The sequence below is a fragment of the Desulfonatronum thiodismutans genome (assembly GCF_000717475.1).
GTDB lineage: Bacteria > Desulfobacterota > Desulfovibrionia > Desulfovibrionales > Desulfonatronaceae > Desulfonatronum > Desulfonatronum thiodismutans.
The window spans coordinates 98,642-110,657 of sequence record NZ_JPIK01000005.1; the positions used below are offsets into that span (position 1 = coordinate 98,642).

Annotated in this window: 8 protein-coding genes; 5 read left to right on the top strand and 3 right to left on the bottom strand. The window is 61.2% G+C overall.

What is annotated here, in order from left to right; genetic code table 11:
* Window positions 1-68 precede the first annotated feature (68 nt).
* The gene (locus GY33_RS0103760) at window positions 69-1,772 is read left to right on the top strand and encodes a radical SAM protein (RefSeq protein ID WP_031386057.1); all 1,704 of its coding nucleotides are present in this window, start codon (window positions 69-71) and stop codon (window positions 1,770-1,772) included.
* A gap of 16 nt (window positions 1,773-1,788) precedes the next feature.
* Here the strand turns inward: GY33_RS0103760 and GY33_RS0103765 are convergent, their stop codons facing one another.
* On the bottom strand, window positions 1,789-2,010 hold the full coding sequence (locus GY33_RS0103765) for an FmdB family zinc ribbon protein (RefSeq protein ID WP_031386058.1): 222 nt from the start codon (window positions 2,008-2,010) through the stop codon (window positions 1,789-1,791).
* Between the two features lie 139 nt (window positions 2,011-2,149).
* Between GY33_RS0103765 and GY33_RS0103770 the strand changes: the two genes are divergently transcribed.
* The 3 genes from GY33_RS0103770 (at window position 2,150) to tal (ending at window position 6,546) form a co-directional block, all read left to right on the top strand.
* Window positions 2,150-3,790 (top strand): glycosyltransferase family protein, encoded by a 1,641-nt coding sequence (locus GY33_RS0103770; protein WP_051822262.1) that lies wholly within the window; start codon window positions 2,150-2,152, stop codon window positions 3,788-3,790.
* Between the two features lie 24 nt (window positions 3,791-3,814).
* Window positions 3,815-5,473, top strand: a complete 1,659-nt coding sequence (locus GY33_RS0103775; protein WP_031386060.1) for a DNA repair protein RecN — start codon at window positions 3,815-3,817, stop codon at window positions 5,471-5,473.
* A 113-nt stretch (window positions 5,474-5,586) separates the two neighbouring features.
* Window positions 5,587-6,546, top strand: coding sequence for a transaldolase (gene tal / locus GY33_RS0103780; RefSeq protein WP_031386061.1), 960 nt, complete (start codon window positions 5,587-5,589; stop codon window positions 6,544-6,546).
* 45 nt (window positions 6,547-6,591) lie between these two features.
* Here the strand turns inward: tal and era are convergent, their stop codons facing one another.
* Both era and GY33_RS0103790 read right to left on the bottom strand, forming a co-directional pair.
* On the bottom strand, window positions 6,592-7,602 hold the full coding sequence (era, locus tag GY33_RS0103785; protein WP_084184759.1) for a GTPase Era: 1,011 nt from the start codon (window positions 7,600-7,602) through the stop codon (window positions 6,592-6,594).
* Window positions 7,603-7,734: 132 nt separating this feature from the next.
* On the bottom strand, window positions 7,735-9,117 hold the full coding sequence (locus GY33_RS0103790; RefSeq protein ID WP_152555064.1) for a type 1 glutamine amidotransferase family protein: 1,383 nt from the start codon (window positions 9,115-9,117) through the stop codon (window positions 7,735-7,737).
* Window positions 9,118-9,315: 198 nt separating this feature from the next.
* Here GY33_RS0103790 and GY33_RS0103800 point away from each other — a divergent pair, with 198 nt between their 5' ends.
* A complete protein-coding gene (locus GY33_RS0103800; protein WP_031386064.1) occupies window positions 9,316-12,015 on the top strand; it encodes a valine--tRNA ligase in 2,700 nt (899 codons plus the stop codon).
* Window position 12,016: the final 1 nt, after the last annotated feature.

Sequence of the window (12,016 nt, forward strand, 5' to 3'; positions counted from 1 at the left end):
ACAATCAAGTGGACCATGGCCGGTGCGTCGTCGGTGTGCGTACCGCCACAACAACGCCGGAGTAACGGGTGAAACGCGGTCGCCGTCCCCCCGGCTCGCGGGCCACTCCAGAGCAGGAATGGGGCGGTCGCCTGCCCATTGCCCTGGTCTTTCCCCAGAAGCCCGCTTTGGCCTATTCCAGCCTGGGATGGCAGGCGGTGTTGGAGCTGTTGCGGTCTCGTCCGACGTTGGCAGTGGAGCCGGTGTTCTGGGACCCGGACCGGTTCGAGTTGGTCCGGCCCTTTGGAAAACGCGGACTGGGCGCCTTTGGCATCGTGGCTTTCAGCCTGACCTACGAGTTCGATTACCTCCATTTGTTCCGTATCCTGACGGCATCCGGGATCGCCCCCGACGCCGTGCGACGCCCCTCCTGGCCACTGGTCATGGCCGGAGGGGCGCTCGCGTTTATGAACCCCGCCCCCATCGCTCCCAGCGTGGATCTGTTCTGGGTGGGGGAGGCCGAGGCCGGTCTGGCCGACTGTTTGGAGGTCTTGGCTGAAGCGTATGTCCGTAACGGCTCCCGTGACGAGGCTCTGGACTTGGTCGGGGCCATGCCTGGGGTCTACGTTCCCGGAAAAAGCAGGTCGCCCGTACGTCGAGCCATGCACCTGCATTCCTCACCCCTGGGCGGACTGGAAGCCCCGGTCAGCTCCAGTTTCATCACCCCGGACGCCGTGTTCCGGGACACCCTGCTACTGGAAGTCAACCGGGGCTGTCCGCACGGTTGCCGGTTCTGCGCCGCGGGATACGTGTACCGTCCGCCCAGACTTGCTTCCCTGGACGACCTCCAGGAAATCGTGCTGCGTAAACAGCCGCGTAAAGTGGGGCTGGTGGGCACGGCCTTGACGGACTGGCCGTACTTGGAACGTTTTCTTACCTGGCTGGGCGAGCGAAAGGTCGACGTCTCCTTGTCCTCCTTGCGGGCCGAGGGTCTAACCGAAGAGCTGCTGGACACCCTGCGCGCCCTGGGAACGCGCACGATCACCTTGGCCCTGGAAGGGGCCGGCCGGACGTTGCGGGACTCGATGAACAAGCACGTCCGTGAAGAGGCCTTTCTGCGAACCGTGGAACGGCTTTCCCGTAAAGGGTTCAATCATCTGAAAATTTATCTGCTTGTGGGCTGGCCTGGGGAGACCGACGCGGACTGGGAAGAGTTCGGCCTGTTCCTGCGGGAAGTGGACCGGGTCCGGGTTAGTGGCGGCGGGCGAGGCAAAACCAACCTGAAGTTGATCACCCTGGGGCTGGGTTGCTTGGTGCCCAAACCCTGGACGCCTTTGCAATGGGCGGCCATGGCCGATGAACAGGCCTTCAAGGATCGAATTTCCCAAGTCCGTAAGGCGACCAAAAGCATGACCGGGGTTCAGGTCCGCTCGGACGCTCCGGGGTTGGCCAGGATTCAAGGGCTCTTGGCCCGTGGTGACGAGCGGGTTCACGAGTTGATCCGGCTTGCCGCCGACCTGAAAGGTCGTGAACTGGAGGTGTGGACCGCGGCTTTGGCACGGTGGCCGGGCGATCCGGCTTGGTATCTGGACCGGGAACGGGCGCGGGACGAGGTTTTTCCGTGGGAAGTGATCGATCCGGGGGTGGACCGGGAATACCTATGGCGGGAATGGGAAAAGGCCGGGACGCGACGCATGTCGCCGCCCTGCCCCATGGATTTCGCCCCGGACGGACTTCAGGCTGGGTGCCTGAAGTGCCGCCGGTGCGGACTGCAAAAAAGGCTTCAGACCTGAAGCCAGACTACACGCCTCAGGAAAAGCCTCTTCCCGGAGCGCATCCGGAGCTCGGAGCAAAACTGGAGGGCGAGGTTTCAACGAAGGGTCCGGACGTGGATGCACGGCAGACGGACATGACTTTCACGGCTTGTCCCGAGCCACACTTCGGGCAGAACTTGGTTTCCTGGTCCGAAAGCCGGGCCAGTTCCTCGAAAACATGGTTGCACTGGGGACAGGCGTATTCGAAAATGGGCATGGGCGTGCTCCTTGGGATTAAGAGTGACGGTAGATCGAGGCAGCGGTGCGCCCCGGCCCAGGTTGTTTACTTTGCAGGTTCGAATATTTCAACTTCCATGAACGCCCAAAGGATGATCCAACGTTGACGAGGTCGTGGCATGCGTCTTTGCGTCATTAATTGCTCGCTTCAAAAAGAGTTCCAATCCTTGGGACATACGGTTCTGGGGCTGCACCCCAAGCCTGGGATTCACGATCTGCCCCGCCTGCTGGAAGAGCATCGCTTCGAGCCGGACGTGGTGATTCAACAGGAAAGCCTTGGCCCGCGGGTGCTTCTGAAGGGCCTGGGGAAGGTTTCCGGGCTCAAGGTCTTCTGGTCCATTGACACGCATTTGAATGTTTTCTGGCAGATGGAGTACGTCCGTCTGTTCGATTTGGTCTGCTCCACGCAACGGAACTGGAGCGATTCTCTGCAAAAGCTGACCAACGTCCCGGCATTCTGGCTGCCATGGTTTGGACGTCGCCTGTCTTGGAAGGGGTGGAGTCAGCGGCAGCGTGCGGTCTGTTTCGTGGGCCGGGTGACCGAGCATCGTCCTTCCCGGAAACGATTCGTCGATTTTTTGCGCCGCGAGTTCCAAATGGAACTAATCCAGGACGTCTCTTTTCAACAGATGCTGGAGGTCTACCAGGAAACGCAATTGGCGCCTAACGAGTCCATTTTCGGGGAAATCAATTTCCGGTTGTTCGAGGCCGCGTCCTGCGGATGCCTCGTGCTCAATCCTTCCGGGATTCCAGGGCTGGAAGAAACCTTTGCACCGGACAGAGAAATCGGGGTATTCAGCCACGCCCTGGAACTCAAGTCCAAGATCAACCATTACTCTCGTAATGAACGTTTGGCTGAACAAACAGCCAAGGCGGCCTGGGCCAGGATCCAGGAAGAGCATCTGGCGATCCATCGCGCGCAAAAGCTGCTTGAGACCGCAACCCAAGCCCCGGCCAGATCATCGACGTTGTCCGAACCTCCCGCTCTGCCGTGGGCATTGACGCTGTATCGCCTGTGGCAGGCTCGGCGGGCGCCCCTGGGCGAGGAAGGCTTGCGTCACCTGTTGCTTGATCTGCCCGAGTCTCCACGCAAGCGAGAGGCTTTGTTGGGTTTCTGGTTGGGGACGTACCAACGGGGTTTGGTCCTTCACGACCTCAGGGCGCTACTCCAGCCCGACCTGCCTTTTGAAAATGACCTGGCACTCGCTCGGACAGCTTCCCTGGCGGCCTTGCATCTGGGAGAACTCGCCTTGGCCAAGGCTTTCTGGATGCGCCATCAAAAGCTTTCCGGGCGTTCTCCCAGACCCCCCCTGAGTCCGCTGGATATGTATTGTTCCTGGGCCGGAACGTTTCAGCGACAGAACCTGCTGTCTCGGCCCGGGCTGCCTTTTGACCACGAGCGCCATCTTCCCGAATCCGCCCTGGAATGTCTGATCCTGGCCCATCGTCTGGATTCCCGGAACATGACCGTTTGCCGGTCCATGGACGCATTGCTGGATAAGCAACCGGGCTTTGAACCGCTGCGGCTATCCTTGCTGTCCCATCTCACTCTGCATCAACCCGGTAACTGGCTGGCGGGGTTGAAACTGGGTCTGGTCAACCTCCAAGGGTTCAGGCTAGAAGAAGGTTTGGAGGAGTTGCTTCTGGCAGCTTCGAGGGCCGAACAGCACAGTGAAACGCGAAAATTCAACAACGCCCTGGCCACGGCCGACCCGGACGGCTCGATCCGCGCGGCCCTGGGTATTCAACCCGGTGCATAGCGATTAATCCGATGCCTTTGTCTCATGCTTGAACTGCTGCGCATTCGCAACCTCGCCCTGATCGACGATCTGGAACTTGAATTCGGTCCAGGCTTGAATGTGATCACCGGTGAAACCGGGGCTGGAAAATCTTTCATCCTCCGGGCTCTGGATTTTCTGCTTGGTGAAAAGCTGGCCGTGAACCTTGTGCGTCCGGGCCATGACAAGGCACGGGTGGAGGCGGTTTTCGTTAGCGGTGAGAATGGCTCCTGCGCCGAAACGGTGATCCGGCGCGAACTGTCAGCGCAGTCCGGTCGTTCTCGGGTCTGGGTCAACGATGAACTGGCTTCCCAGGAGAGTCTGAAACGGTTGCGTTCCAGGTTGATCCTTCACGCCAGCCAACATTCTCAGCAGCAACTCCGCTTGCCCTCCTTCCATGCCCGCCTGCTGGACCGGTTTCTGGAACAGCCGGAATTGGTCCGGGAAAAGGATCGCCGCCTGGCCGCGTTGTCCACCCTGGTGGATCGCCAACGCGAATTGGAAGAGCGCTTGCGGGATTTGCTGGAACGCAAGGATCTTCTGGAATACCAGCGCTCGGAAATCGCCAAGGTTGATCCGAATCCCGGGGAAGAAGAAAAATTGGAATCGCGCAAACAGGTCCTGCGCGACCAGGCCCAGGCCCAGCAACACGTCGATTCAGCCATAGAACTGCTTTGCACACCGGATACCGGCCTGCACGACGCCCTGGGAAAGTTGCGCAAGGCCGTACTGAATCTGGAAAGCACGGTTTCACCGCGAATTTCGGAGACGGTTTCAGGGGCTGCGGAGGTGGAGGCGGGTGAAGCGGCTCCAAAGCCGGTTTCCGAGGCCGAAGCGCTGCTTCAGTTTGGCGAGCACCTCCACGACTTGGAGCGCCGCCTGCGCGGCAGGGCCAGGACCCAGACCGCCCAGGGAGAACTGGAATCCATCGAGGCCCGGCTCTGGGACCTCTCTCAACTCAAACGCAAACTGAAACGCCCACTGGAGGAAATCGTCCGCCTCAAGGAAGAAGTGGACGCCAATTTGTCCTATCTGGACGCTTCCGGGCTGGACCTGAAGCAATTGGAGCGCGACATCGAAAAGGCGCGAAGCGACCTGGCCGAAACCCTGGCCGCGCTGGACGCGGATCGACGACGTACCGCTACGGACGTCGGAGGACGCTTGGGCAGAGACTTGCGGGACCTGGGCTTTTCCGAACATCTGAATATTGAATTCACCTTCGCCCCCCTGGAAATCTTTCCCGGTCTGACCGAACACCGCCCTCGCTTGCTCTGGGCCCCCAACCCCGGTCAGCCCTTCCAACCCCTGGAGGAAATTGCCTCCGGCGGCGAGCTGTCCCGCGTGCTCCTGGCGATCATCGGCCTGATGGCCGACGCTGACAATCCAACCCTGATCTTTGACGAAGTGGACGCCGGCATCGGCGGCATGACCCTGAACAAGGTCGCCGACCGCCTGCGCTCCCTGGCCTCGGTGCAGCAAGTCCTGGTGATCACCCACTGGCCACAGCTGGCGGCCCAGGGCGAGATACACTTTCAGGTCCGCAAGGAAGTCGTGGACGGGGCCACCTTTACCCGCTGCACGGTCCTGGAAGGGACAGCCAGGGAAGAGGAACTGCGGCGGATGACCGGTGGCGGATGGAGTGTTGAGGATGACCGCGGTGAATGATATGTTCCCACTGAATATTGGAAAAATGACACATAATGATGCAGACGATGCCGGGAATTTTCGAACGACTATTTTGCCGTCACGACTGAACCCTGAAGATAAGGAGAGCCCCCATGCCCAACCAATTGGACCAACTCAAGGCCCATTCCATTGTTGTCGCGGACACGGGTGATTTTGCCAGCATCAAGGAGTATCAGCCCCAGGATGCCACCACCAACCCCAGTCTGATTCTCAAGGCCGCGGGGATGAAGGAGTACGGGGATATGGTGGACGGGGTCATAGCCCAGGCACGGGGTGACGCCGGATCGACGGAGGCTTTTTTGGCTGAGGCCATGGACAAGCTGTTCGTGGCCTTTGGCGTGGAAATCCTGAAGATCGTGCCGGGGCGGGTCTCCACCGAGGTGGACGCCCGGTTGAGCTTTGACGTGCAGGGCTCGGTGGACAAGGCTAGGCGACTGATAGAGCTGTACGAGCGGGCCGGAGTGGATCGGGAGCGGGTGTTGATCAAGCTGGCCGGAACCTGGGAGGGGATCGTCGCCGCCAAGGTCCTGGCCAAGGAGGGCATCCGCTGCAACATGACCCTGCTGTTTTCCTTTGCCCAGGCCGTGGCCTGCGCCGAGGCCGGGGTGCAGCTGATTTCCCCCTTCGTGGGCCGGATCATGGATTGGTACAAGAAGCATGAGGGTCGGGACGGATACGCCCCTCAGGACGATCCCGGCGTCCACTCCGTGACGCGGATCTACAACTACTACAAAAAACACGGCTACCCCACCGAGGTCATGGGGGCCAGCTTCCGCAACGCCGGAGAAATACTGGAGTTGGCCGGCTGCGATCTGCTGACCATCAGCCCGGACTTGCTTCGGGAGTTGCATGACGGCCAAGGCACGCTGGAGCGCAAGCTGAGTCCCGAATCTGCGCAAAGCCTCGGGGAGGAGAAGCTGTCCCTGGATGAAAAAGCCTTCCGCTGGATGCTCAACGAGGATCAGATGGCCACGGAAAAACTCTCCGACGGCATCCGCCTGTTCGCGGCGGACGCGGTCAAGCTGGAGCGGATGATCCTGGACAAGGGCTGACCTTGTAAAAAAATCGGCGACGACAGGGGCGTCCGCGATACGCCCCTACCTTCCAAAGCCTTCCATGATCTCTCCATCCGGGGCCGAGCCGAAGCCCAGGGAGAGGAGGAAGCGTTCGTCCTCGCTCCATCTGGACCGGATCTTGACCCAGAGTTCCAGATAGACCTTGGTTCCCAGCAATTCTTCCAATTCCAGCCGGGCGTTTTGTCCGATCTGCTTCAGGTTGCGGCCCTGCTTGCCGATGACCATGGCCTTGTGGGTGTCCCGCTCCACGAAGATCACGGCGTGAATCCGGGTCAGGCCGGGCTTGCTCGTGTCGTCCCAATTTTCGATGTCCACGGCGGTCCGGTAGGGCAGTTCCTCGTGCAGGTTCAAAAAGAGTTTTTCCCGGATGATTTCCGAGGCCATGAACCGCACCGGCACGGTGGAAAGCTGGTCTTCGGGAAACAGGGGTGGGCCCAGGGGCAGGGACTTGGCGATGCCGGCGATCAGGGTCTCCACGTTTTCCCCGGTGGTCGCGGACAGGGGGATGATTTCAGCTTCCGGCCACGTTCCGGCGATCTGCTCCATCAGGGGCAACAGCCGCTTGCGATCCTTGACCCTGTCGATCTTGTTCACCGCGACCAGCAGCGGCTGAGGCAAGCGAACCCGTGAACCGTGCAAAGGTTGGAGGTCCTCGGAAAAAAGGTGGGGGCGGTCCGTGTACAGCGCTCCATCCAGGACGATCACGGCCATATCCGCCCGGGCCAGGGCCTGCCAGGCGGCCTTGAGCAGAAAAGAGTTCATCTTGCCCCGCAGGCGGTGCAGGCCGGGGGTGTCCAGAAACACGACCTGCAAGCCGTCCCTGGTCAGAATTCCGGTGACCTGGTTGCGGGTTGTCTGGGGTTTGGGACTGACGATGCTCACTTTCTGACCCAGCATGGCGTTGAGCAGGGTGGATTTTCCGGAGTTGGGGGGGCCGAGCAGGGCCGTCCAGCCGGTCCGGAAGGTATCCAAGTCGTGCGCTTGGTTCGTTTTGGTCAGGTCATGGGGGACGGAGGTGTCTTGATGGGACATGGTTTTTTCCTTGTGTGGCGAAGGTGGAGTCGTGATCGTGTCATGGCGATTTATGGAATTCATTGTATCCAGAAATCGTCACCCTCACCCTGGCGGAGAGGGAGGTGAAGGATGTTTTTTTCGAAAATCTCCTCATAGGTTTGGTGTCGCGGCGGCGGCCTGGAGCCAGACCAGCTCATCCAGTTGGCGGACGATGCGGCCGAACAGGCCGCCGTATCCGGGAAAGCGGCCGATCAGCTCCCGGCGTTGTTTCTGGACCTGGTCGCAGGCGCTGCCTTCCGGGGAAGAAGGCGTACGCTGCATGACCAGGCGTTCGGCGATGAGGTAGGCTTCCATTTTTTTGCGAAACTCGTGAACCAGGGCTTCCATGTCATCGGCGTGACGTGTCCAAAGGGCCTCGGTTTCGGCATGGGGCGGCAGGGAGCGAATGGTCTGAACCTGGGCGTAGAGGGTGGTCAGTACGAAGCCGGGGATGCCACGCCGCCAGCCCAAAAGCCAGGGGTGCCGCCAGAACAGGAGAAAATGCCGCATGCCCAGGGCGATGATCGCCTCCAGGTGAGCGGCGATACGGGCCAGGCGCGGATCATCCCAGACGATGGGCGTTTCAGCGAAGTTCCAGGCCGGAGCGGTCCGATTTCCGAAAAGACACGGGGGTTGCCCCATAAAGAAAGAAAGCATATGGCCCAGCCAGGAATTGGCCGCCGGGGAGTTGGGGGTTTCCAGATGGGCATAGCTCAGGATATATCGCCCCGTTCCGGCCGGGCCCGTGACGATGCACGGTTCGTCGCGAAGCCGTTCCGGATCCAGGTTGATCCCGTAGAGCCGTTCCCAGGCGGAGCGCTCCGGTGCAGCCACCTGCTCCAGGGCCAGGTCGGAAACCCAGAAGTCCGGGCCGGGGCGGACATAGGCGGCCAGAACCTCGATGCCCGTGGTCGTGTCCTTTGGGATGGCGAACTGGGAAGGCCACCAGACCGGAAGATCGATCAGGGTGGGGATGTCTTGCGGAACCAGCGGGTGGCCTTGTTGAGGCGCGCAAGCCACCGAGCCGCTGAAGTTGGGCAGACGCTGGGCCATAGGTTTGCGGCATAAGGGACATACTGCCAGCCCGTGGTTGTCAGGCAGGGCTAGGCCCGCGCCACCGCACAAGCCGACGTAGACGCCGCCGGAACGCAGATAGTCGCCCACGGCCTTGCGCCCGTCCGGCCCCAAGGCTTCGGCCTTGAATCTGGCCCATCCTCCGGGTACGAACAGGGCCGCCGGAGGCTGGTCGCGCAGCAGGCCCGCCGCGATTTCCGAGGCCCTGGCCAAGCGCAAGGGGACGCCCCAGGCGGCCAGGCACCTCCAGAGCAGGATCGCCCAAAGATGCGACTCGTCCCATAAGAGACAGATGGAGCCCGATCCTGGGCCTGAGCCTGAGCCCGTGGGGCGCGGAAAGTGCCTTGTTCCCAAAATTTTCATGTCGGGGGCGTCCATGGGCTGGTGGAGTACCAGGACCGCCGACGCGAAACAAGCCATGGCAGTCCACTTGAGTGTAAAACAAGTCCTAATTCAGCAGGCCGTTCAAAAACCTCAAGTGCAAGGAACAAAAAAAGTTCAAGGTCGAAGCGTATGTGTTGATACGTGAGAGTTTGAACTTTTTGCAGTGACGCAGCAATTGGGAGTTTTTCAACGGGCTGCCGCCGTTCACGACGAATGAGAGGGAGAAGACATCCAATGACCGAAACCAAATTGTCCAAGGGGTACGAACCCCGTGACGTGGAAGCCAAATGGCTGGAATACTGGGAGGAGCAGGGTACGTTCACTGCTCCGGCCCAGGCGGATCGACCAACCTATTCCATGGTCATCCCGCCGCCCAACGTCACGGGCTCCCTGCACATGGGTCACGCCCTGAATCTGACCCTCCAGGACATCCTGGCCCGGTTTCATCGCCAGCAAGGCCGTGACGTGCTTTGGGTGCCGGGGACCGACCACGCCGGGATCGCTACCCAGAACGTGGTGGAAAAATCACTGGCCGCTCAGGGCAAAAGCCGGGAGGAACTGGGCCGTGAAGCCTTCGTGGAGCGGGTCTGGGCCTGGAAGGAGGAGTACGGCGGCAAGATTTTGAACCAGGTGCGTCGTCTGGGGGCTTCGGTGGACTGGACCCGGCTGCGCTTCACCATGGACGACGGGTTGTCCAAGGCCGTGCGGGAGGTGTTCGTCCGGCTGTACGAGGAAGGGCTGATCTACAAGGGCGACTACATCATCAACTGGTGCCCCCGGTGCCATACGGCCCTGGCCGACCTGGAGGTGGAACATGCCCAGGCCGACGGTCGACTGCATGCCATTCGTTACCCGTTGGCCGACGGCTCCGGAGGCCTGACGGTGATGACCACCCGGCCGGAAACCATGCTCGGCGACACCGCGGTGGCCGTGCATCCCGAGGACGAGCGGTTCGCGCACCTGGTGGGCAAGGAGGTCATCCTGCCCCTGGTGGGCCGCAAGCTGCCGATCATCGCCGACGCCTACGTGGACCGGGAGTTCGGCACGGGCTGCCTGAAGGTCACCCCGGCCCACGACATGAACGATTTTGAACTGGGCCGACGCCACGATCTGGCCGTGGTCAAGGTCATCGACGATCACGGTCGGATGAGCGCCGAAGCCGGGATGGAGTACGCCGGTCTGGATCGCATGGAATGCCGCAAGCGCATCGTCGCGGACCTGGAGGAAAAAGGGTTTCTGGTTCGCGTGGAAGACCACCCGCACAGCGTGGGGCATTGTTACCGTTGCCGGACAGTGATCGAGCCCGCGGTCTCCAAACAGTGGTTCGTGGCCGTAGGGCCTTTGGCCGCCAAGGCCCGCAAGGCCGTGGAGGACGGGCGGACGGCGATTTATCCCCGGCAGTGGGAGCGGACCTATTTCGACTGGCTGGACAACATCCGGGACTGGTGCATTTCTCGTCAGATATGGTGGGGCCATCGTATCCCGGCCTGGACTTGCCAGTCTTGCGGCGAGATGATCGTCTCCCGGGAAGATCCAAAAAGCTGTCCCAAATGTCCGGGCAAGCTTGTCCAGGAAAGCGACGTGTTGGATACGTGGTTCTCCTCGGCCCTCTGGCCCTTTTCGACTCTGGGCTGGCCGGACGAGACCTCGGAACTGAAAAGCTACTATCCCACCTCGGTGCTGGTCACGGGGTTCGACATCCTCTTTTTCTGGGTGGCCCGGATGATGATGATGGGCCTGCACTTCCGCGATGAGGTCCCCTTTCAACACGTCTACATCCATGCCCTGGTCCGGGACAGCGACGGCCAGAAGATGAGCAAGTCCAAGGGCAACGTGATCGACCCTCTGACCATGGTCGATCAGTACGGCACGGATGCCCTGCGGATGACCCTGACGGCCATGGCGGCCATGGGCCGGGACATCAAGCTGTCCGAGGACCGGATTCAGGGCTATCGGTTTTTCGTGAACAAGCTTTGGAACGCAGCCCGCTTCGCCCTGATCAACCTGCCCCAGGACGGAGCCGGGGACGTGCTTCCCGCTTCGGCGGACCTGGATCTGCGCCACCGTTGGATCCTGACCCGTCTGGAGCAGGTCAAGCAGGAAAACGCCGCGGCCATCACCGAATACCGGTTCAACGACGCGGCCATGGGGCTGTACCAGTTCATCTGGCATGAACTCTGCGACTGGTATCTGGAAATGGTCAAACCGGATCTGCCCGGAGCCGTCCAGGCTGAAAAAGGTGAAGCCCAGGAACAGAATAAAGCCGAGTCCCAGGCCACGGCCCAGGTTTGCCTGCAAACCGTGCTTTCCGAAGTGCTGCTCCTGCTCCACCCCGTCATGCCCTTCGTGACCCAGGAAATTTGGAACTCCCTGCCCGCCCGCGGCGCCAGAGCCAATCTGGCCGCCCAACCCTATCCTCCGGCTCGGCCTGGCCAGTTGGACGAACAGGCCTTGCGGGACATGGGGCTGATTCAGGAGGTCGTGGTCAGCGTGCGCAACATTCGGTCCGAACTCAGCATTGGGCCGTCTCAAAAACTGGACGTGCTGGTGCGTTGCCGGGAGGCCTCCCTGGCCGAAGTCCTCTCGACGAACCGGGAGACCATCGTTCATCTGGCCCGTCTTGAGGGATTTCAGGTCGAAGCGGACCTGAACCCGCCCAAGGCCTCGGCTTCCGCCGTGGTTCAGGGGGTGGAAGTGTTCGTGCCCCTGGCCGGGGCCGTGGACTTCCAGACCGAACTGGCCCGCCTGGAGAAGGAATTGAACAAGGCGGCCAAGGAACTGGACATCGTCACCCGCAAAGTGAACAATGATGATTTTCTGGCCAAGGCACCGGCCGAAGTGGTGGAAAAAGAGCGGGCTAAGGCCAGGGATATCGCCGAAAAACAATCCAAACTGCTGGCCCTGCGCGAACGGTTGCAGGGGCTGATGGAGTAGG

Bases quoted from the DNA above. Each gene is read 5' to 3' on its own strand.
- GY33_RS0103765 (WP_031386058.1), bottom strand. From the start codon at position 2,010: ATGCCCATTTTCGAATACGCCTGTCCCCAGTGCAACCATGTTTTCGAG.
- GY33_RS0103770 (WP_051822262.1), top strand. From the start codon at position 2,150: ATGCGTCTTTGCGTCATTAATTGCTCGCTTCAAAAAGAGTTCCAATCC.
- GY33_RS0103775 (WP_031386060.1), top strand. From the start codon at position 3,815: ATGCTTGAACTGCTGCGCATTCGCAACCTCGCCCTGATCGACGATCTG.
- tal (WP_031386061.1), top strand. From the start codon at position 5,587: ATGCCCAACCAATTGGACCAACTCAAGGCCCATTCCATTGTTGTCGCG.
- era (WP_084184759.1), bottom strand. From the start codon at position 7,602: ATGTCCCATCAAGACACCTCCGTCCCCCATGACCTGACCAAAACGAAC.
- GY33_RS0103790 (WP_152555064.1), bottom strand. From the start codon at position 9,117: ATGGCTTGTTTCGCGTCGGCGGTCCTGGTACTCCACCAGCCCATGGAC.
- GY33_RS0103800 (WP_031386064.1), top strand. From the start codon at position 9,316: ATGACCGAAACCAAATTGTCCAAGGGGTACGAACCCCGTGACGTGGAA.